The following is a 22569-nucleotide window of genomic DNA, read 5'->3' as shown; positions in this document are numbered from 1 at the left end:
TAAAAACAAACCTACGGATTCAACAATCTCCATTGAAGTGTCCGATGACGTTAAGTCAATTCACGTGATGGAGGCAGGACGCCGACATAGCCTCAGATTGAGCCATGGATGGCGAATCTGAGGCGGTAGTGAATTGGCTTAGCTAGTCAGAGGAAAAACACTTCGTTGGAGCGGGTGGGTGTTCCAAGAGGGAGTTGCCGTCCACTCCCTTTTGGTCTGGTGTGGGCGAAGCACCACGACATTAATCTTTCAAACCTCAATCCAAACGAAGTTTGGTGCTCTCATCACTAAAAACTCAAATTACTCCAACAAAAAAGCGAGCCTCCAATTAAGCTCGCTTTTGATCTTTTCAAAGTTAAATTGAATCAAGCATTCAATTTAAAACACCATTTCTGGTACATGCTCTGGCACGACCAACTTACCCGCTGTTTTTGATTGGATCTCTTCCACCGACACCCCTGGTGCACGCTCTAATAAGTGGAATGCGCCGTCTTTGATTTCCATAAAGGCAAGATCAGTCATAACACGTTTAATACAGCCGTAGCCTGTTAATGGCAGCTCGCATAAAGGCAGTAGCTTAGAGTTACCTTTTTTATCAGCATGCATCATGGTGACGATGATATTGTCAGCGCCAGCCACTAAGTCCATGGCGCCGCCCATGCCTTTAATCAGTTTGCCTGGGATCATCCATGAGGCGATTGAGCCGTTAACATCGACTTCAAATGCACCCAGTACGGTTAAATCTACATGTCCGCCGCGGATCATGGCAAAGCTTTCTGCAGATGAGAAAAACGATGCGCCATCAACTGCTGTGACAGTTTGCTTACCAGCGTTGATAAGGTCGGCATCAATGGTGTCTTCAGTTGGGAACTCGCCCATACCCAGTAAGCCGTTTTCAGATTGCAGCATGACGCTCATTCCTTGTGGAATGTAGTTAGCCACTAACGTTGGGATACCAATGCCGAGGTTAACGTAAAAGCCATCTTGCATTTCTTGTGCTACACGTTGAGCAAGTTGTTCTCTTGATAATGCCATGTCTTGCTCCTTATTTTGCTGCCGCTTCGGTTGGTTTGACAGTGCGTTGCTCGATGCGCTTTTCAAAGCTGGCTTGAATTACACGGTCAACGTAAATACCGGGGGTATGAATATGGTTTGGGTCTAACTCGCCCGGCTGGACAATCTCTTCGGCTTCAACCACGGTAATTTTGCCCGCGGTTGCCATCATAGGGTTAAAGTTTGCGGCTGTTTTACGGAAGATTAAGTTACCCATAGTGTCAGCTTTCCAAGCGCGAACGAGGGCAAAGTCAGACGTCAGTGAATCTTCAAGTACGTAATGACGTCCTTTGATTTCACGGGTTTCTTTACCGTCTGCGATTGGGGTGCCGTAACCTGTTGCTGTGAAAAAGGCAGGGATACCTGCGCCGCCGGCACGAATTTTTTCAGCCAATGTACCTTGTGGGGTCAAGATAACGTTAAGCTCACCCGATAACATTTGCTGCTCGAAGGTGGCATTTTCGCCCACATATGAGGCAATCATGGTAGCGATTTGACGCTGTTTAAGCAGTAAACCTAAGCCGAAATCGTCAACACCAGCGTTATTTGAAATGGCAGTTAAACCAGATACGCCCATTTTTACCATGTGGTTAATTAACCCTTCTGGAATACCGCATAGGCCAAAACCACCGACCATGATTGTCATGTCATTGGTTAATCCATTTAAGGCTTCTTCGTAGCTATGAACGACTTTATTGAGTCCTGCCATCATCTTGTCCTTTTCAGTTTGCTAAGGTGCAAAGTGTGTACTTATTCTGTGTTTGTCTATTAGCTCGTTAAATTGAGCGAATAGCTCTGCTGTAGCTAAAAACTAATCCGCGCTAATCGCTTGTGCCACTTTTGAGCCGTTTTGGCGACCTAATGCTTGGCTAATTTGGTTGCCTGCTTTGGCAAGCTTAGTTAAGTCTATGCCAGTTTCTATCCCCATGCCGTGAAGCATATACACCAGATCTTCTGTGGCTAAATTACCCGATGCACCTTTGGCATAAGGGCAACCGCCAAGACCTGCAACGGATGAGTCAACCACGCTAATACCAGTACTTAAGCACGCCTCAATATTGGCAAGTGCTTGGCCGTAAGTGTCATGAAAATGCAAAGCGAGTTTTTCAACAGGGACTAATTTAGCCACTGCTTCAACCATCTTACGGGCTTTAATAGGTGTGCCAACACCAATGGTGTCGCCAAGTGAAATCTCGTAACAGCCCATTTTGTAAAGTATTTCAGACACGCGGGCGACTTCATTGATATCAATGTCCCCTTCGTATGGGCAGCCTAGTACACATGATACGTATCCACGAACAGGGATATTACGGGCTTTAGCCAGCGCCATCACTGGCTCGAAGCGGGCAATTGATTCTTCAATTGAGCAGTTTATATTGCGCTGGCTGAAGGTTTCAGATGCTGCGCCAAATATGGCAACTTCATCGGCGCCAGCGTCAAGCGCAAGTTCCAGCCCTTTTAAATTCGGGGTTAGCGCTGAGTAAACAACGCCTGCTGTTCGAATGCTGTTTTGACTATTTATCGCGTTAAACACATCTTTTGAGTCCGCCATTTGCGGCACCCATTTAGGTGACACAAAACTGCCAGCTTCGATGCGCTTGACGCCCGCATCGGCAAGTTGCTCAATTAAGCTAAGCTTATCTTGAGTCGTGACAAGCTTTTCGTTTTGCAGGCCATCACGAGCGCCAACTTCAAAGATGCTGACATGGGTAGGAAGCGAATTAGCAAGGCTCATATTTAATCTTCCTTCGCTTCTACATTAAGTGCTTCAACATTCAAAAGCTGGGCACCATCAGTGACTAACTCGCCGCTTTGGAAATAAAACTCACTGACGACACCATCAAACGGCGCTTCAATGGTGTATTCCATTTTCATGGCTTCCATGACTAATAAGCCTTGGCCTTCAGTAACACTATCGCCAACTTCCACAAGGTGGGTGACTACAGTGCCATTCATTGGCGCTTTGAGTTTATCGGCGCTATCTACCGTATCTTCTGCTACTTGAGCCAGTACCGCTTTAAAGTGGTAACTACCGCTAGGTAAGAAGAGGGTAAAGTCATCACCTTCATGGCTTACAGGGACTTTGCTTTTATGGCCGTTAATTTCAGCCAGTAATACGTCATCCTGAATAGAGCCAGCAAGTTTGAGTGCTTGACCGTTAAGACCTAGGTGCAATGCATCGCCTAAGTCAGTAATCACTAGGTTTTGTAGGGCAGGTTGCTCTGTATTGTTAGCCGAACTGCTGTCACTAGTCACTGAGTCAGTGAGTAGAGCTACGTGATGAACGCTTGCGCTATTGAGTCTGAAACCGCTGACTTGTCCCCAAGGTGAATAAGGGTCGTCACTGTTAGTGGCGTTGACTTTTGCAGCCTCTTGACGTGCAAGGACTTGATAAAGCCCCGCAAGAGCTAATGCATTATCTGATTCATTGGTGACATCGCCAATTAAGCTACTTGAGTAGCGTTCGATAAAGTCGGTACAAAAATCAGCTTCGGCAAAGGCTTTATGTTCAGCGATATTAGCTAAAAATTCGATATTATGTTTAAGACCGCTGATTTGGTATGAGCTTAATGCGTGGGTTAAACGCTGCAGTGCACGTGGGCGAGATTCATCCCATACAATCAATTTTGAAATCATTGGGTCGTAAAAGTTACTGATGACATCGTTTTCACGAATACCCGAATCAATACGCACATAGCGGTTTTGATCTGGCTCACGCAAGAAGTTTAATTTACCTGCTGCTGGCAAAAACTCATTACGTGGGTCTTCAGCGTAAATACGCACTTCAAACGAGTGGCCATGAATACTGACTTCATCTTGTTTTAGCGGTAACTCGCTGCCACTGGCAACCATTAGCTGCCATTTAACTAAATCTTGGCCCGTGACCATTTCAGTCACTGGATGCTCCACTTGTAGACGAGTGTTCATTTCCATGAAGTAAAAGCTGTCGTCGGTATCTAATAAGAACTCAACTGTACCCGCACCAACATAATCAATGGCTTTAGCAGCGGCAACGGCGGCTTCACCCATTTGCTGACGCAGTGCATCTGAAAGACCCGGCGCTGGCGCTTCTTCGACTACTTTTTGGTGACGACGTTGAATCGAGCAATCACGGTCTGATAAGTAAATGGTATTGCCAAAGGTGTCGGCAAATACTTGCACTTCGACGTGACGAGGCTGACGTAGGTAGCGCTCCATTAATAATTTGTCATTGCCAAACGATGAGGCTGCTTCACGGCGAGCGGAATTTATCGCATCAAGCACTTCTGCTTGGTTTTCAACGATACGCATGCCTTTACCGCCGCCGCCAAAGGCGGCTTTAATCAGCATTGGATAGCCAACATTTTCAGCTTCGGTTAGTAAAGTTTCATCGTTTTGGTCATCACCGTGGTAACCAGGCACTAACGGCACATTTGCTGCGCCCATAATGATTTTAGCCGCGCTTTTACTGCCCATTGAGTCAATGGCATCACTGCCAGGTCCTACAAAGGCAATGCCGTTTTGCTCACAGTTGCGGGCAAAGTCAGCGTTTTCAGATAAAAATCCATAACCTGGATGAATAGCTTCAGCACCTGCCCTTTTAGCGATATCGATAATTAAATCGCCTTTAAGGTATGACTCAGCAGGCGCGCTGCCGCCGATATGAAATGACTCATCGGCCATGGCAACATGACGGGCATTGGCGTCGGCATCAGAATATAGCGCAACAGTGCGGACACCCATCGCGCGAGCGGTATTAATAATGCGACAAGCAATTTCACCGCGGTTAGCAATTAATAATTTAGTAAACATTATTGAGCTCCTTGCGCATCAGGCTTGGTGCTTTGGGAAGGTAAATCATTCCAAGCGGGTGAGCGTTTTTCAAAGAATGCATTGAGGCCTTCTTGGCCTTCATCTGATACACGAATACGAGCAATTTGCTCACTGGTATAGGCGAGGGTGGTATCGTCAATCACGCCATTTTCAAGACTTGATACTAAAGTTTTAACCCATGCCATGCCTTGAGGGCTGTTGGCCTTGAAAGCATCAATAAAGGGTTTAGCTGCAGTGTCTAAATCGTCATTAATCTCATGGATCACTTGATGAGTTAACGCAACTTCTGCGCTAAAGCGCTCAGCCGTTAGCATGTAACGTCTTGCTTGGCGGTTACCCATAGCGCGCACCACATAAGGGCTTATGACGGCTGGGATGAGACCGAGTTTGACTTCGCTTAAACAAAAGCTGGCACGCTCATTGGCAATGGCGATATCGCAGCAGCAAATAAGTCCGAGTGCGCCGCCAAAGGCTGCGCCATTGACTAAGGCGATAGTCGGCTTAGGAAATTTATCTAGCACGTGCATTAATTTAGCCAGCTCATGGGCGTCATTGAGGTTTTGCTCAAAGTCCATTTTGGCTTGCTTGCGCATCCAGTTAAGGTCAGCGCCTGCACTGAAGTTTTTACCGTTGGCGCGCAATATTAATTGCTGGCATTGGTCGTTTTCGGCAAAGGCTTCGATGGCGGTGATCATTTCATTAATCATCACTTCATCAAAGGCATTATGTTTTTCAACGCGGTCTAAAATTAACTCACCAACGCCTTGGTTAAGCTGGCATTGGATGTATTGGTACGGGTTGGCTATTGCCATGTTTGCATGCTCCTATTGATATTGAATGAATAACCGCAATTACATGCGGAACACACCAAACTTGGTATCTTCAATAGGCGCATTTAACGCCGCCGATAACGCTAAACCGACAACATCTCGAGTCTGCGCAGGGTCAATAATGCCGTCGTCCCATAAACGGGCGCTGGCATGGTACGGATGACCTTCTTTATCGTACTGCTCAACAATCGGTTTTCTAAAGGCTTGCTCGTCTTCATCAGACCATTCTTGGCCTTTACGGGCTAAACCATCACGGCGAACCGTGGCTAATACGCCTGCTGCTTGTTCACCGCCCATCACTGATATGCGGGCATTTGGCCACATCCACATCATGGTCGGTTCAAATGCACGGCCACACATACCGTAGTTACCTGCGCCATAACTGCCGCCAATGATGACGGTAAATTTAGGCACATTGGCACAAGATACTGCGGTAACCATTTTTGCGCCGTGCTTAGCAATACCCTCATGTTCGTACTTTTTACCCACCATAAAACCTGTGATGTTTTGCAGGAACAGTAATGGGATTTTGCGTTGGCAACACAATTCAATAAAGTGCGCGCCTTTTTGGGCAGACTCAGAAAATAAAATGCCATTGTTAGCCACAATGCCGACAGGGTAGCCATGAATGCGGGCAAAACCACATACTAAGGTGTTACCGTAATTGGCTTTGAACTCGTCAAAGTCAGAGTCATCAACGACGCGGGCAATGACTTCTTTTACATCAAATGGCTTTTTAAGATCGGTGCCGACAATGCCGTAAAGCTCGTTAATATCAAACTTAGGTAGCTTAACAGGACTTAACTGAGCTTCAATTTGTTTTTGATGATTAAGGCGGGCAATAGATTTGCGGGCCAGCTCCAGTGCGTGGTCATCGTTTTGAGCTAAGTGATCAGCAACGCCTGAAATTTTGGTGTGCACTTCAGCGCCGCCAAGCTCTTCAGCGGAGACCTCTTCACCAGTAGCCGCTTTAACTAGCGGTGGACCTGCTAAAAAGATGGTGCCTTGTTCTTTTACAATAATCGATTCATCTGCCATGGCTGGAACGTATGCGCCGCCAGCGGTACATAAGCCCATTACAACGGCCACTTGCGGAATGCCTTTGGCTGACATTTGTGCTTGATTGTAAAAGATACGCCCGAAATGATCGCGGTCAGGGAATACTTCATCTTGACGCGGTAAGTTTGCTCCGCCTGAATCCACTAAGTAGATACACGGCAAATGACAGCGATTGGCGATGTCTTGGGCACGTAAATGCTTTTTCACTGTAATCGGATAATAAGTACCGCCTTTAACGGTTGCATCGTTAGCGATAATCATACATTCAACGCCGCTAACGCGACCGATACCAGCAATTACGCCTGCTGCAGGTACTGCTTCGTCGTAAACTTCGTAGGCCGCAAATTGGGAGATCTCTAAAAATGGCGAACCTGGGTCGAGGAGTTTTTCGACGCGCTGACGAGGGAGCAATTTACCTCTCGAAAGATGACGCTCAAGGGCAACGGGACCACCGCCTTGTTCAATCTTAGCGAGTTTGAGTTTCAAATCGTCTACGATGGCAGCCATGTCATTATGTTTGGCTTTAAATTCATCGCTACGGGAGTTAATACGGCTGCTCAATTGCGTCACAATGCATATCCTTATTGAATCAAGGGGAGCGATAGCATGGTCGAGACAATGGGGGAAACTCCCAACCATACTTCGCAAAACACTTTCCACTTCTTTAATGGCTAATTACCGATAGCTGTGGTGATTACTACACACTATTACCGCAAACTATCGGTTTAGGTTATGTCGTTTGAACGTTAGCTCAATTTGCTAACTATTTCGTTTCGTTAAACAGTTCTCGGCCAATTAGCATACGGCGAATTTCTGAGGTGCCAGCGCCAATTTCGTAAAGCTTGGCATCACGCAGTAAACGGCCTGTGGCATATTCATTAATGTAACCATTACCACCCAGTAACTGAATCGCATCTAATGCCATTTTAGTGGCAAGTTCTGCACTGTATAAGATAGCGCCAGCAGCATCTTTGCGGGTGGTTTCACCGCGATCGCATGATTTAGCCACGTTATACACGTATGACTTAGCGGCGTTCATGCCTGTGTACATATCGGCGATTTTGCCTTGAATTAGCTGGAATTCACCGATTGATTTACCGAACTGTTCGCGTTCGTGAATGTAGGGTACAACAATGTCCATACAGGCATTCATGATGCCTAGTGGGCCACCCGACAGTACGACTCGTTCGTAATCTAAACCGCTCATTAGTACTTTGACGCCGTTGTTTAGACCACCAAGAATATTTTCTTCAGGGACTTCACAGTCTTCAAAAACTAATTCACAGGTGTTTGAACCACGCATGCCCAATTTGTCGAGCTTTTGCGCTGTGCTGAAACCTTTGAAGGTTTTTTCGATGATAAAAGCGGTAATGCCATGAGGGCCTTTATCGATATCGGTTTTAGCGTAAATCACTAGGGTGTCAGCATCTGGGCCGTTAGTGATCCACATTTTGTTGCCGTTTAAAATGTAGCGGTCGCCTTCTTTACGGGCATTAAGCTTCATTGAAACAACATCAGAACCAGCATTAGGCTCACTCATAGCGAGTGCACCAATGTGCTCACCGCTAACCAATTTAGGTAGGTATTTGGCTTTTTGCGCTTCGTTACCGTTACGGTTGATTTGGTTAACACATAAGTTTGAATGTGCGCCGTAACTTAAGCCGATAGAGGCTGATGCGCGGGAGATTTCTTCCATTGCTACCACATGGGCAAGGTAGCCCATGTTTGCGCCGCCAAATTCTTCAGGCACAGTGACACCAAGTAATCCCATTTCGCCTAAAACTGGCCACATGTGATTAGGAAATGCATTGTCTTGATCAACTTGCGCTGCGATTGGAGCAATTTCGTTTGTTGCAAAGTCATTGATGGCGTCGCGAAGCATGTCCACGTCTTCGCCCAGGCCGAAATTAAGGCTTGTGTAGAGTGATGTCATTGTCTTGTGTCCTGTTGAATATAGGTTACTGCTGCCGTAAAACTATGTTGTTTCTTGGGCTTATAATTTTTATGGTCTAGCTGTTATTGCTAACATCGGAAAGCTTGAATTCTTTTTGACTCAATGCTTTCCTTTTTGGATATAAATCTGTTGTACCAATAGCGTCGATGAGTTTGGCTATTTTTATTGGTATTTCTTTAATACTTTTTGGGCCACGTATGCTTAGTCTTATTGAGTTTATTTGTCCTGTTCAAGCGCCGCACGGCATTGCTGCTCGGCTGAATTCAGTTCCATCAATACGACTTTAATATCATCCATTTGCTGTTGCAGTGATGCTTTCTTTTCTTCTACTAAGTCAAGCATGGTGTGCAACTGCGATGTACTGCTTTTATCTGCATCGTAAAGTTCAAACAAACGACGTGTTTCCGCTAACGAAAACCCTAAGCGCTTGCCGCGTAAAATCAGTTTTAAACGTACACGGTCTTTTAGACTGTAAATACGAGTTTGCCCACGGCGTTTTGGCTTTATTAGTCCTTGGTCTTCGTAGAAACGAATACTTCTTGTTGTGATATCAAATTCTTTTGATAAATCACTGATTGAATATGTAGATTGTGGGTTTAAATTTGCGCTCATCGTTTCACCAAAAGTACGTCTTTTGATGCAAGATATATGAAGTTTACGTAAAGGTAAAGTTTGCTGCCAGTTTGTAAAAGCAATTTGGGTCGGAATTATTGTAAATAGTGCTTGCCAAATGCGGAGGAGTTTTACAAAACATGCATGTATTGGCGGCTTAGCAGTATACCAAGTTTTATAAATTAATGGTCATGAAAAATTATACGAGTGTTTGAATTTCAATGTCTTAGCTAACGATTTAAGTGTCAGTTAACACACTTCGTGCTGCTTAAATGTTATATCCCTTGGTCTAATGGGGATTATTTTTTAACCACGCCATAATGAAATAAAAATAATCACCGTGATTAAAAATTAACTGATATAGCATATGACTGGGGAGTAAAAGATGGCTGGATTAGGGATGAAGATGCATCAGCAGTCTTTAGCTGATAAACAAGGCTTTTGGCAAGAGGCTGCTAAAGCAGTGACGTGGTTTACACCATTTGAGCAAGTGTTAGATGAGTCTAAGGCGCCATTTTATCAATGGTTTGCTGGAGGTAAAATGAACACTTGTTTTAATGCTGTTGACAGGCACGTTGAGGCAGGACATGGGGATAGAATTGCTATCGAATACGTGAGCCCTGTGACTCAAAACCAATACAGTATTAGCTATCAAGAATTGCTTTCTCAAGTCAGCCGCTTAGCGGGTTACATGCAATCAATTGGCATCGAAAAGGGCGATAGAGTCGTAATTTATATGCCAATGGTGCCAGAAACTGCCTATGCGATGTTAGCGTGTGCTCGAATTGGCGCTATTCATTCAGTGGTGTTTGGTGGCTTTGCTGCAAATGAATTGGCTACACGCATTAACGATGCTAAACCTAAATTAATTCTCTCTGCTTCATGTGGTATTGAGCCTTCAGGCGTCGTGAAATACAAACCGCTATTAGATGAAGCGTTAAATCAAGCCACTCATACTGTGAATCACTGTGTTATTTTAAATCGTCCGCAATACAGTGCAGAGATGCAAGCTGTAAGAGATGCTGATTGGCAGGCTTCAATAGCAGATGCCCCATTTGTTGATTGTGTTCCTGTTGAATCAACTCACCCTCTGTATGTGCTGTATACCTCGGGCACCACTGGGCAACCAAAAGGTGTGGTACGTGATAATGGCGGCCACGCGGTGGCGATGACCTGGTCGATGAAGCACATTTATAATATTGAAGCGGGTGATGTATTTTGGGCGGCATCAGATGTGGGCTGGGTGGTGGGTCACTCTTACATTGTTTATGGGCCGTTAATGGCTGGCGCTACCACGTTAATGTATGAAGGTAAGCCTGTTGGCACCCCAGATGCTGGCGCATTTTGGCGCATTATTGAAAGCTATCAAGTAAAAAGCTTTTTCACTGCACCGACCGCAATTCGCGCGATTAAGCGTGAAGACCCTGATGGGGAGCTTTTAAAAGGTGTTGATTTATCTTGCTTAGGCCAAGTATTTTTAGCGGGTGAGCGCTGCGATCCAGACACGCTTCATTGGGCTCAAGATAAACTCAGCAAACCTGTTATCGATCATTGGTGGCAAACTGAAACAGGTTGGCCTGTGGCGGCGAACTTAATGGGCGTGGATCCGATTGCGATTAAGGCTGGATCGCCCGCAAGACCTGTACCTGGTTATCAAGTTGAGGTGCTTGATGCGATGGGTGACCAAGTGCCTGCCAATGATAGCGGTAATGTAGTGATTAAACTGCCGTTGCCACCAGGTAATCTCACCACGCTTTGGAATAACGATGCCCGATATGTGGACAGTTATTTGTCGATGTATGATGGATATTACTTAACCGGAGATGCGGGCTATATCGATGAAGAGGGTTATCTTTATATTATGAGCCGCATTGATGACATCATTAATGTTGCAGGGCATAGATTATCGACAGGACGATTTGAAGAAGTCTTGTGTCAGCATGATGCTGTTGCAGAAGCTGCTGTGATTGGGGTGCAAGATAAGCTTAAAGGCCAAGTGCCATTGGGACTAGTGGTGCTTAAAAATGGCGTTAACCTATCAGATGAACAACTTTATAAGGAACTACTAGCATTAGTACGTCATGAAATAGGCCCTGTCGCTTCGTTTAGATTAGTCAGTGCAGTGCAAAAGTTACCTAAGACTCGTTCAGGTAAAATCTTACGTGCCACCATGCGTAAGATTGCTGATAACAATGAGTACACTATACCTGCGACAATTGAAGATCCAATGACATTGGATATTGTTCGCAGTGCATTAACGAAAATGGGCTATGCAGACTCGCTAACGAAAGAGTTAACTGTATAGGTTAAGAACGCTTAAATCGTTAACTAAACGCGAGCCAATTGGCTCGCTTTTTATTGCTCGCAAAAATCCAATGATAAAAAGTAGGATGTTATTAACGGCTTGGAAATGGACATTTTAGGGCTGGATAACAGAGTTATTTGGTCTAAAATGGGAGTTAAGTGCTGATTTATAGTGTTATTTAATCAAATTGAATTGTTTTTTATCCTATAATCGCTTGAGTATTTTATCCAACAGTAAGAATTAACCCGTAAGCAGACAAAGGCTTGAACAACGTTTATGAACAACATTAAAGAGTTACCTGAAAAAATTAATACCAAAACTAGCCGACTGTTTTGGTTAACTGTTTTTACTGGTGGGATATATCCGATTATTTGGCTATTCGCCAAATACCCGAAAATGGATGAAATTACTTCTATTCGAACCGCTGATGATTCGTTCATATTATCCATTGCCGTTTGCTTTGGTTTTGGTGGGGTATTGTCACATAGCGAAATAGGGTTGCTGGGTGGAATAGGTAGCTTGTTATTGGCGGGGGCGTTTTTTTTATATGTATTTTGGGCGTTTAGAGCGCGAGCGGCATTACAAGATTATGCCCATGTGAATTTCGGCATCGATTTAAAAATGAATAAGTTTTTCACTGTGGTACTGAATATTTTCTACATTAATTACTGCATTAATCAATTGCCTGAAGAGCAACAAAAAGGCCATCCAACTTATGGCAAAGGCTCGATTAATATTACAGAGCTAAAGTAACTAATACTCTCCCTCTGTAGTAACCATATAAAGTAAACATATGAAGTAAACAGATACAGCATTTGTTAAATTAAAAAAGAGAAGCCAATAGCTTCTCTTTTTTATACGAACAATTATTTTAGATGAACCGGTATCAAATTATTTATTAAGCAATTTCGCCTTGTTTTGGTTTGATAAATCCGCAGATTGTTGGTTTTTAGCTCATCTTTCGTAAAAGCTTATCAGGTAATATTCGCAAGATAAGTTGGATAAATGCCCATGGGTAACTAGGAACGTAGCAATTTGCGGGTTCTTTATTAATGGCTTTGACCATAGCGAGGCAACCTGTTTCTGCATCAACCATAAATGGCGCGCCATCTGCGTGATCGTTTATCTCAGTTTTGATATAACCCGGGTGAACACAAGTTACTGCTATTGGGCTGTTCATTACATCTAATCGGATCCCTTCAGTGAGTGATGTTAATCCCGCTTTAGTGGCGGCATAAACGGTCATTGCACGTCTAAAACCTCGTAGAGCGCTAATAGATGAAACAGTCACTAAATGACCAGCATTTTGTTGTCTGAATATTTTCATTGCGGCTTCACATTGCGCTAATGCTGCAACAAAATTGGTTTGGGCAGTTTGTTTGTTAGCTTCAAATAATCCGGTACCTATTGAACCGCCTTTGCCCATGCCTGCGTTAACTACGACTCGGTCTACAGTGCCCATGAGAGAATTGAACTGCTCGAATACATCAAAGACTTGTGGGTGGTCGTTGACATCTAATGCCAATATCCACACTGTCACATTGGGGTAGGTTTGGTTAATTTGTGATTTTAATTCTTCTAAGCGATCGGTACGTCTTGCACATAAACCTAAGTTGGCACCTTGCTTAGCAAATTCAAGTGCCATGCCTTGTCCAAGCCCAGAGCTGGCGCCTGTAATGATAATATTTTGTCTGAACATGAGGATTCCATTCTTCGCAAATTTTGTGACTTATTAGCCTTGGCATTATGGTCGCAATGTTATTATTGGTGTTTTATAAAAGTCTGATTTATTTCATTATTGGTGCTTTTATTCTAATTGATTATCTTGCGTGCTTCATGTCGGTGTGTCAAATCAGTCCTTTAGAGAGGAAGGCTACGAGCATAAAAAAACTCCAACTAGCGAGCTAGTTGGAGTCAGTTTTGAAAGGCATATTGCGACTAATACAGTGACTAACGTTCCAGTTGGCTGGCTTTGATACAGCCATTAGCACCTGAGCAAATGAGATCTGCAATTTTGTTTTTAACGCAGTTTGATAACTTACGCTCGGTTTTACGGGTTTGCATATACAGCGTCATATTTGGCTTATTACGCATTAATTCTACACGCTCTGTTTGTGGGACGATTTGTGCCCGCAGAGAGTCGTCATTAGTTAAGTAATCTACCGCACCTTGAGAAACCACTAATGTTATGGCGTCGGTGCCAGTGAGAAAGTCGTAAATTTCATTGAGATTATTGGTTTTAGCCGCCACTTTTAGTTCGCGATTTCTACCATCGGCAAATTGTTTTAACGGCGTAGCTTCAAGCTCGCTGTTAAAGTGTAAAACCTCAGTGAGGATCACAGGGTAGTTCAGTACTCTATCTAGAATGGGTTTATAGATTTCATCCCAGATAGGGTGATCATGTTTTGCTATCACAAAGGTGTCTGTGACTTCGCAAATTTTCTGGCTCTGAATGCCAACGTGTATTGATGGGTTACAAGTGATGACCATATCACACTGATTATTGAGCAGCATTTCTTCATCATTTGGACCATTGTCTTGTAGCACTGCAGATTTAACGCAAGTATTACCGCAGATGTTGTCGCACTGGCAATTGTATAGTTTTCTTAATACACCATTAGTGAAGCCTGAAGGTGCGTGGATCGTTATGTCGCTATCTAGGCTTTCGATGCTTTTATCAATTTCTTGGACAAGATCGATATGATTAATTTCGATTCTTTTGAGAATAGGGTATAAGCGCTGAGATTTATCTGTTATCTCAAGACCCGATACTTTTTTGATAAACAGGGGGTCATCGAAGGCTTCTCTGAGTCGTGATAAACAGCGGCTTATTTTTGATTGAGGAACGTTAAATGATTCAGCAGTTAGTTTTCCACTTTGAAATTCGTACAACCTTAAGAACACTAACAAGGTCATATAGTCGAGGTTAAGCAGCCTTTCTTGTGTCGTTGTAGGGATCATTATTCACGCTTATTATGGATTAACGTTACAGCTAATGTACCAATTTAGAGGTATTTTAGGAGTGAAAAATAATAAAATTTGTACTTCAATCACGCTTTTGTATGACTTATACGGTTGAAGTGTTAACTCACGAATAGTATTAGGGAAATCATTCTAAAGTCTATTTTATTTGGTGGATAAGGATTTGATTTTAAATATGTCATTACTGGTATGGCTATGAGTGCTAAATATACAAATGCCAATCAATCGATTGGCATTTTTTATTGCATTGCCGTGAGAGGTTACGGCATTGCATTAAGTAACATTAGTTTATGCTGACCACTCAAATGGATCATGATCAGCTAAGACCTTGGCATAAGTTGTCGTCATGGTTTCGATAGAAAAGTAATAACCTTTAGTTTCATTGTTGTTTTGGCTATCAAGTTGAAAGTGAATATCTTCACAACCTTCTGTGTTGTTGAACTTTTTATTCAATGAAGCTAATTCTGCTGTCTTAAGGTTATAAGGAGGGTGGATAAAATTAGTTGCTGCGACCAATTCACCCATTGCAGAATAACGGCGAATATAATCCGCCATTGTTTCGATTAACTTACCCTCTTTTACACCCATCCATTGCTTAGCGTAAGCCGCAACAATAGACCTCTTTGAATAGAAGTAGTGCTCGCTTGCTCCTTTAATGATCTCGATATCTTGGAACTGACTATCTTCAATCAATTGTTGGTGAGCTAACTCAACATTGTCTATTTCAAGCGTTAGACCTGCAACGGCAATGACTTGTTCGGCCGTCACAAGACGGCCGTCCTTACTTAACAAGCGAATATAATCAACTAGTTCAATCATAAATGGCTCACTTATGCAGGAAGCAGCGCTAAGCTTTCAAGCTTATCTGCCACATAGCCTAGTTTGAATTTTTCAAGTGTGGCACGAGTTGGGACACCGGTCTCTTTATCCCAACCCATTTCGGCATAAAACATATCCAAGCCAATTTGAATATCGTCTCTGTCCATCTTAATCGTACCTTCGTCACCGAAGTTCATGTCATGGTCTAAGTCGTAAACCCACTCAGATAACACGTCATGCTGATTGCGCTGATCAATCTCGTTCATTTGCAACACCGTTAATGCTCGGTGAAGTTGCAGTACGGCTTCGGCTTTAGCATCTAGCTCTGCTTCAGAGGTTTCAATACCTGTGACTAGACTAAACATCTGCGCTTCAATTGAGCTATCGCCTAGGTAATTCTTATTAACGTCGGGTGACACAATCAGTGGGAACATCCAATTACATAAGGTGAGCGAGTCATGAAGTACATTTTTTACTAAACACCATTTAGCAAACTTAGCTTTAGAGGTGTTCATTGGTTTGTAGTGCTTAACTGGATCAAATGCACCTTCGCCCCACATTGATGCAGCCACTTCGGCAATTTTTGTTTGTGGTAGCCCACAATTAATCAAGTTAATGTGTGAATGACACTGAGGGTCGCGATTAAATACGGTATTCAGTATCGCGCCAACTTGACCTGCTGATTCACTGGCATGGTGAACGCCACCAACCATCGAGCGGTTAAACACTTTCATGCTTTTATCGAGATAAACACTATAGGTTTTTCCTATCAGGCCGTAACCGGCATCTCCATCAAGCTCAAAGGTCAGTTCTGCCATTCGCGGTGTTTCTACTCCATTGAGAATATCTTCGATGTTGTATAACTCACCATCATCATTGATAAATTCATGTAAGCCTCGACCTAGACAACGGCCTAAGATATTTGAGCCTTGGTAAGTTTCACCGTAAGCAATACGTGTGTAAAAGTCTTGCATAAAGTGTGCATCTTGGGAGTTGTATTGGGTCCAATTAATCTGTGCAAACTCTTCAGCTGGAAGTAATATTTCCCAGAAATTACGTTTGTTGAATTCGCGCATCATATGAGACAGCTGACCGTAAGCGCTCCAAATACCAAAATTATCCATATAATAGGCGCCAACAGTTTGCACGTCGGTGCGCTTTTCACCATTTGCTGGTTGCCCCATGGCATACCAAGGGTCGAGGAAACCTAGACATACATTAGTAATGTTTTCGGTGGGTAACTTGTATTCGGTTTTCATTTTTGGATTTTTTATTTCGCAGAAGCAACGAATAGGGCACGAATGACAACCGCCAGGGCGTTTAAATATTTTGTTGGCTTCTTCACGACCGAAGTAAGATTCAGCCATAGATGTTCGCATACCAACTTTATGACGGTCGTCCCATGGGGTTTCACCCACATCAACAGGGTTATCTGCTGCTCCCCACTTGACTCCTGGACCACCACGCCAACGACTAATTGGGGCACTATATTCTGCCCAAGATTGTGGCTGATTAGGAACAACACCTTGGTTGTTAGCGCCAATAATACCGAGAATATGATCATCTAATGCACGTAATTGCTCATTGGATGTTGTTTCGGCAATTTCTACTGTGCCAGTACCGATAATCCCAATGGCTTTAAGTTTTTTAGAACCCAATACCGCGCCGTGGCCACCTGCAGAATGACCACCTTGAGTTTGAATGGTTGATTGGGCGATAAGGTGCTCACCACCTGGGCCAATAGCGGCAACTTGTGCTTCTTGCCCCATCATTTTACTGACCGCGGCGAAGGTGTCGAACATACCTAAACCCCAAATCGAACTTGCAGACTCTAAGGTCACTTTATCATCGACAATTTTAAGCCAAACAGGCGTATCTGACATTCCTTCGACAATAATGGCATCGTAGCCTGCAAACTTTAATTCAGGAGAAAAGTGACCGCCAAAGTGACCGTCTGTAATTAAATGATTGCGGATAACAGGGTTGCGAGAAGTAATGGTTGTTCTTGCTGAACAAATTGCGCCTGAACCACTCAATGGCCCTGCGGAAATAACTAAACGGTTTTCTTCATCCGTTGCTTTAATATTATCAACATGGTCATCCCATAACACTTTATAACCAATACCCATGCCACCAATATAATCGTGATAAGTTTCAGTTGTTTCTTTGGTTATTAATTTAGTGGTTAAATTAACTCGTAAAACATTTCCGGCCCAGCCGCCATATTGATTCGTCATAATTGTTCCTTTAGCTTTTAGTTAAACTAATTTTAAATATTTTTCGTGATGCTCAACTTCGGCAACGGCTTCTTCCCAGGTATAAAACTTAATTGCTGCTGTTGGGCAAACTTGGGCACAATTAGGCTTGCCTTCACAAAGGTCACACTTGAGAGATTTTCGAGTGGTTTTATCAATGGTAATAACTTGTTGCGGACATTTGTCTGCGCAATAACCACAACCAACACAGAGTTCGTCATTAACGACTCTTGCGCCCGTTTCTTCATGGACTGATATGGCTTCTTGAGGGCAAACGGTCATGCAGATATCACACTGTCGGCATGTGGATGGCACAATTGTACTGTCGCCTTCTTCGCCGCGCTGATCTTGGTAGTTTGCTTGAACGCCATGGGGGCCGAAGTTCAGGTTTTTGGCCACTTTAATTCTTGAGGTGCTTGGACTGACTGCTGATTTACCATGGCTCCAGCTACAGGCGATTTCACAGCGCCTACAACCCACACATAGCACAGGATCAACCACCATTAATCCACCGGGTAAGATTTCGACTATTGGCGCATCTTTGTCATCACTACTGCTACAACCGGTAAGAAAACTAACCAAGGTACCGCAGTAAACAGTCCCCACGGCCACTTTGGCGCCATTAGCAAGAAGTGCTCTCCTTGTAATCATATTTGTTTTCCTCTTAATTAATAAATATTGCTTTATTTGTTTATATTTATTGTTCGAGTATTATTGAGGAAGAATTAGAACAAATTGATTGTGATCACGTTTATTTATTAGTTTATGTTTTCATTATTAATATTTACGCTAGGTCACATTTTAAAATTTTACTAATAGTTGTTATGCCCATTTTTACGGGTTAATTTTATTAAGTGGATATGATTTCTTATTTGGGTAATTTTAATTATTTAAAAATCTAAAAGGTAAACCTTGATGTCTGTTTTTATACATCGATAAATTTATAGTGTTTTGTGCTATTGCTAATTTTATAAATTAAAATCATTGTAAAGATTGTAAGTTTCAAAGTCGCTCCTAATATCGTCGAGGGAATAAAGTGGTTGGGTAAGATGCAATGAGAGGTTTTTGGTACGAGACAATGAGAGTAGCCACCCATGATGTTGTATTTTACTGTTATTGCTTTGAGCTTTGGCTGCAGAATTGTTGCTGCTAAAGAGATTTAATGGTGAGTACATAAAAAATGCCAATCAGATGATTGGCATTAGTAAACAGATTCAAACGTTAACCTAAGTTTATGCAGACCACTCAAAGGGATCGTGATCTGCTAACACTTTGGCATAGGTATCAGTCATTGTTTGGATAGAGAAGAAATACCCTTGGCTATCTGTCTCATTAGTTTTCCCATCACGTTGAAAGTGAATATCTCCACATCCCTCCGTTTGACGAAACTTATCCATTAATGTCGCTAATTCTGCCTGCTCAAGTTGATAAGGTGGATGGATAAAATTTGTTGCTGCAACGAGTTCGCCCATCGCCGAATAGCGACGAATATAACTCGCCATAGTTTCAATTACCTTTCCATCTTTGACACCAATCCACTGCGCGGCAAAGCTACTGACAATAAACCTTCTGGAATAAAAGTATTGTTCTGTTTCACCTGCAATGATGGCGATATCTTGATACTGACTATCTTCAATCAATTGCTGGTGAGCGAGTTCAACATCTTCTATTTCAAGGTCAAGACCTGCAACGGCAATGATTTGTTCGGCCGTCACAAGACGACCATCCTTACTAAATAAGCGGATATAATCGACTAATTCAATCATAACTAAGTCACCTATGCTGGTAACAAGGATAGACTTTCAAGCTTATCCGCTACATAGCCAAGATTGAATTTCTCTAAAGTGGCTCGAGTAGGTACACCAGTGTCTTTGTCCCAGCCCATTTCAGCGTAAAACATGTCTAAGCCAATTTGGATATCATCACGGTCCATCTTAATCGTACCTTCGTCACCGAAGCTCATGTCATGATCTAAGTCGTAAACCCATTCAGACAACACATCATGCTTGTTGCGCTGATCGATTTCGTTCATTTGCAGTACGGTTAATGCACGGTGCAGCTGCAATACGCTTTCAGCTTTAGCATCAAGCTCAGCTTCTGATGTTTCAATCCCAGTCACTAGACTAAACATTTGCGCCTCGATGGAGCTATCGCCGATATAGTCACGATTTACATCCGGTGATACCACAAGTGGGAACATCCAATTACACAGAGTGAGTGAATCATGTAATACATTTTTCACTAGGCACCATTTAGCAAATTTTGCTTTTGAGGTGTTCATTGCAGTGTAGTGTTTAACTGGGTCAAATGCGCCTTCGCCCCAAAGTGATGCGGCCACTTCAGCGATTTTTGCATAGGGTAAACCACAGTTAATTAAGTTAATGTGTGAATGACATTGCGGATCGCGGTTAAAGACAGTATTTAAAAGTGCGCCAACTTGACCTGCTGATTCACTGGCGTGATGAACGCCGCCCACCATTGAGCGATTAAATACCTTCATGTTTTTATCAAGGAATACGCTATAGGTTTTACCCACTAGATCGTAATCAGCGTCTGACTCAAGCTCAAAAGTAAGTTCAGCCATACGGGGTGCGTCGACTTCATTAAGAATATCTTCGACGTTGTAAAGCTCGCCATCTTCATTAATAAACTCATGTAAACCACGACCTAAACAGCGCCCAAATATGTTAGATGTTGGGTAATCTGCGCTATAGGCAATACGGGTATAAAAGTCTTGCATAAAGTGGGCGTCGAGATCGGCATATTGCGCCCAGTTAATCGCTGTAAACTCTTCTGCAGGTAGAATGATTTCCCAAAAACCACGAGCGGTAAATTCGCGCATTAGATGAGACAGTTGCCCATAGGCACTCCAAATCCCGTTGTCATCCATATAATAGGCACCAACAGTCTGAATATCTGTTCGTTTCTCGCCGCTACTTGGTTTACCCATAGCATACCAAGGGTCAAGGAACCCTAGACACACGTTAGTAATGTTTTCGGTGGGTAGGTTATATTCGCTCTTCATTTTCGGGTTCTTGATTTCGCAGAAACAGCGAATAGGGCAAGAATGACAACCACCTGGGCGTTTAAAGATTTTATTGGCTTCATCACGGCCAAAGTACATTTCCGCCATTGAGGTACGCATGCCGACTTTTTGGCGATCGTCCCATGGGGTTTCTTCTAACTCAACAGGGGTGTCGGCTGCGCCCCATGTAACGCCCGGTCCTCCGCGCCAGCGACTACCAGTAGAACTGTATTCAGCCCAAGACTGTGGTTGGTTTGGTACTACGCCATTGTTGTTAGCACCAATGATCCCAAGAATATGATCGTCTAAAGCACGTAATTGTTCATTCGTTGTCGATTCTGCAATATCTACACTACCTGTACCGATAATGCCGATGGCTTTTAGTTTTTTAGAACCCAAAACTGCGCCATGTCCACCTGCTGAATGACCGCCTTGAGTTTGAATCGTTGATTGAGACACAAGATGCTCACCACTTGGGCCAATAGCGGCCACCTGTGCTTGTTGTCCCATCATTTTACTGACAGCAGCAAAGGTATCAAAAATGCCGACTCCCCATAATGAATCTGCTGGCTCAAGGGTGACAGTGTCATCAACAATTTTTAGCCATACAGGGGTTTCAGATTTACCTTCAATAATAATTGCATCGTAACCAGCAAATTTAAGTTCTGGTGAAAAGTGACCGCCAAAGTGGCCATCAGTTATTAAATGATTTCGAATAACAGGGTTACGAGAAGTAATTGTGGTTCTTGCAGAACAAATAGCACCAGAGCCACTTAATGGTCCCGCTGAAATAACTAATTGGTTTGCTTCATCAGTTGCTTTAATTCCATCAACATGATCATCCCATAACACTTTATAACCAATTCCCATGCCACCGATATAATCGTGGTAAGTTTCAGTGGTTTCTTTGGTTATTACTTTTGTTGTTAAATTAACTCTTAAAACATAACCGGCCCAGCCGCCATATGTATTAGTCATAATTATTCCTTGTTAGTTTTTTTAAACTAATTCTAAATATTTTTCATGATGCTCAACTTCTGCAACTGCTTCTTCCCAGGTATAAAACTTAATTGCACCTGTTGGACAGACTTCTGCACAATTTGGCTTACCTTCACATAGATCGCACTTAAGCGATTTACGTGTGGTTTTATCAATAGTGATAACTTGTTGGGGGCATTTATCTGCGCAGTAACCGCAACCAACACATAAGTCGTCATTAACCACTCTTGCACCGGTTTCTTCGTTAACAGATATTGCTTCTTGCGGGCAAACTGTCATGCAGACATCACACTGACGACAGGTCGATGGGACAATTGTGCTATCGCCTTGCTCACCCCGTTGTTCTTGATAATTGGCTTGAACGCCATGGGGGCCAAAGTTAAGGTTTTTAGCGACTTTTATTCTTGAAGTACTTGGGCTCACAGCCGATTTACCATGGCTCCAGCTACAGGCAATTTCGCAGCGACGGCAACCGACACAAATGATGGGATTGACCACCATTAGACCGCCGGGTAAAACTTCTACTATTGGGGTGTCTGGATCATCGCTGCTACCACAGCCAGTTAGAAAACCTACTAATGTACCGCCATAAATCGTTCCGACAGCCACTTTAGCGCCATTAGCAAGTAGTGCTCTCCTTGTGATCATATTTGTTTCCTCTTAATTATAAATATTGCTTTTATGTGTATATTTATAACTTGAGTATTATTTAATTAAATTTAAAACAAGTTGATTATGATCACGTTTGTTTTCTTACAAAATTTATAAATCACAATATATATCTTGAGTCACACTTTTTATGCTGGTATTTCATTATTTAAAAATAACCATTCTATTTGTTGTTTATGATGTGTGGGTTAATT

18 protein-coding genes are annotated in these 22569 nt (G+C 43.0%); 2 read left to right on the top strand and 16 right to left on the bottom strand.

Going from position 1 to position 22569, the window contains the following annotated elements; translation table 11 throughout:
* Positions 1-378 precede the first annotated feature (378 nt).
* From AC0L4E_RS12650 to AC0L4E_RS12615, 8 genes are all read right to left on the bottom strand, one after another.
* On the bottom strand, positions 379-1035 hold the full coding sequence (locus AC0L4E_RS12650; protein ID WP_473679465.1) for a 3-oxoacid CoA-transferase subunit B: 657 nt from the start codon (positions 1033-1035) through the stop codon (positions 379-381).
* A 10-nt stretch (positions 1036-1045) separates the two neighbouring features.
* Positions 1046-1762, bottom strand: coding sequence for a CoA transferase subunit A (locus tag AC0L4E_RS12645; protein ID WP_299573555.1), 717 nt, complete (start codon positions 1760-1762; stop codon positions 1046-1048).
* A gap of 102 nt (positions 1763-1864) precedes the next feature.
* The gene (locus AC0L4E_RS12640) at positions 1865-2788 is read right to left on the bottom strand and encodes a hydroxymethylglutaryl-CoA lyase (RefSeq protein ID WP_473679464.1); all 924 of its coding nucleotides are present in this window, start codon (positions 2786-2788) and stop codon (positions 1865-1867) included.
* Positions 2789-2790: 2 nt separating this feature from the next.
* On the bottom strand, positions 2791-4845 hold the full coding sequence (locus AC0L4E_RS12635; RefSeq protein ID WP_473679463.1) for an acetyl/propionyl/methylcrotonyl-CoA carboxylase subunit alpha: 2055 nt from the start codon (positions 4843-4845) through the stop codon (positions 2791-2793).
* Positions 4845-5678 (bottom strand): enoyl-CoA hydratase-related protein, encoded by an 834-nt coding sequence (locus AC0L4E_RS12630; RefSeq protein WP_473679462.1) that lies wholly within the window; start codon positions 5676-5678, stop codon positions 4845-4847. The genes AC0L4E_RS12635 and AC0L4E_RS12630 overlap by 1 nt, the downstream gene beginning before the upstream one ends.
* 39 nt (positions 5679-5717) lie before the next feature.
* Entirely contained in the window at positions 5718-7325 is a 1608-nt protein-coding gene (locus AC0L4E_RS12625; RefSeq protein ID WP_473679461.1) for a carboxyl transferase domain-containing protein, read from the bottom strand.
* 193 nt (positions 7326-7518) lie between these two features.
* Positions 7519-8688 (bottom strand): isovaleryl-CoA dehydrogenase, encoded by a 1170-nt coding sequence (locus tag AC0L4E_RS12620; RefSeq protein ID WP_220755177.1) that lies wholly within the window; start codon positions 8686-8688, stop codon positions 7519-7521.
* 237 nt (positions 8689-8925) lie between these two features.
* The gene (locus AC0L4E_RS12615) at positions 8926-9321 is read right to left on the bottom strand and encodes a MerR family transcriptional regulator (protein ID WP_220755178.1); all 396 of its coding nucleotides are present in this window, start codon (positions 9319-9321) and stop codon (positions 8926-8928) included.
* Between the two features lie 385 nt (positions 9322-9706).
* Between AC0L4E_RS12615 and AC0L4E_RS12610 the strand changes: the two genes are divergently transcribed.
* Positions 9707-11626, top strand: a complete 1920-nt coding sequence (locus AC0L4E_RS12610) for a propionyl-CoA synthetase (RefSeq protein ID WP_473679460.1) — start codon at positions 9707-9709, stop codon at positions 11624-11626.
* Between the two features lie 276 nt (positions 11627-11902).
* The gene (locus AC0L4E_RS12605) at positions 11903-12379 is read left to right on the top strand and encodes a hypothetical protein (protein ID WP_473679459.1); all 477 of its coding nucleotides are present in this window, start codon (positions 11903-11905) and stop codon (positions 12377-12379) included.
* A gap of 196 nt (positions 12380-12575) precedes the next feature.
* Here the strand turns inward: AC0L4E_RS12605 and AC0L4E_RS12600 are convergent, their stop codons facing one another.
* The 8 genes from AC0L4E_RS12600 to AC0L4E_RS12565 form a co-directional block, all read right to left on the bottom strand.
* The gene (locus AC0L4E_RS12600) at positions 12576-13325 is read right to left on the bottom strand and encodes an SDR family oxidoreductase (protein ID WP_473679458.1); all 750 of its coding nucleotides are present in this window, start codon (positions 13323-13325) and stop codon (positions 12576-12578) included.
* A gap of 251 nt (positions 13326-13576) precedes the next feature.
* Entirely contained in the window at positions 13577-14587 is a 1011-nt protein-coding gene (locus tag AC0L4E_RS12595) for a LysR family transcriptional regulator (protein ID WP_473679457.1), read from the bottom strand.
* Between the two features lie 309 nt (positions 14588-14896).
* A complete protein-coding gene (locus AC0L4E_RS12590) occupies positions 14897-15427 on the bottom strand; it encodes a hypothetical protein (RefSeq protein ID WP_473679456.1) in 531 nt (176 codons plus the stop codon).
* Positions 15428-15438: 11 nt separating this feature from the next.
* Positions 15439-17664, bottom strand: a complete 2226-nt coding sequence (locus AC0L4E_RS12585; RefSeq protein ID WP_473679455.1) for an aldehyde ferredoxin oxidoreductase — start codon at positions 17662-17664, stop codon at positions 15439-15441.
* A gap of 21 nt (positions 17665-17685) precedes the next feature.
* Positions 17686-18333 carry a 4Fe-4S dicluster domain-containing protein gene (locus tag AC0L4E_RS12580; protein WP_473679454.1) on the bottom strand — a complete coding sequence of 216 codons (648 nt, stop codon included), beginning with the start codon at positions 18331-18333 and terminating at the stop codon, positions 17686-17688.
* 581 nt (positions 18334-18914) lie between these two features.
* Positions 18915-19448 carry a hypothetical protein gene (locus AC0L4E_RS12575; protein WP_473679453.1) on the bottom strand — a complete coding sequence of 178 codons (534 nt, stop codon included), beginning with the start codon at positions 19446-19448 and terminating at the stop codon, positions 18915-18917.
* Between the two features lie 11 nt (positions 19449-19459).
* Complete coding sequence (locus AC0L4E_RS12570) at positions 19460-21685, bottom strand: aldehyde ferredoxin oxidoreductase (protein ID WP_473679452.1); 2226 nt, start codon at positions 21683-21685, stop codon at positions 19460-19462.
* A 21-nt stretch (positions 21686-21706) separates the two neighbouring features.
* Positions 21707-22354 carry a 4Fe-4S dicluster domain-containing protein gene (locus AC0L4E_RS12565; RefSeq protein ID WP_473679451.1) on the bottom strand — a complete coding sequence of 216 codons (648 nt, stop codon included), beginning with the start codon at positions 22352-22354 and terminating at the stop codon, positions 21707-21709.
* Positions 22355-22569: the final 215 nt, after the last annotated feature.

The organism is Shewanella sp. GJ50-10 (assembly GCF_055808815.1).
This window is presented reverse-complemented; position numbering and strand designations above follow the sequence as displayed.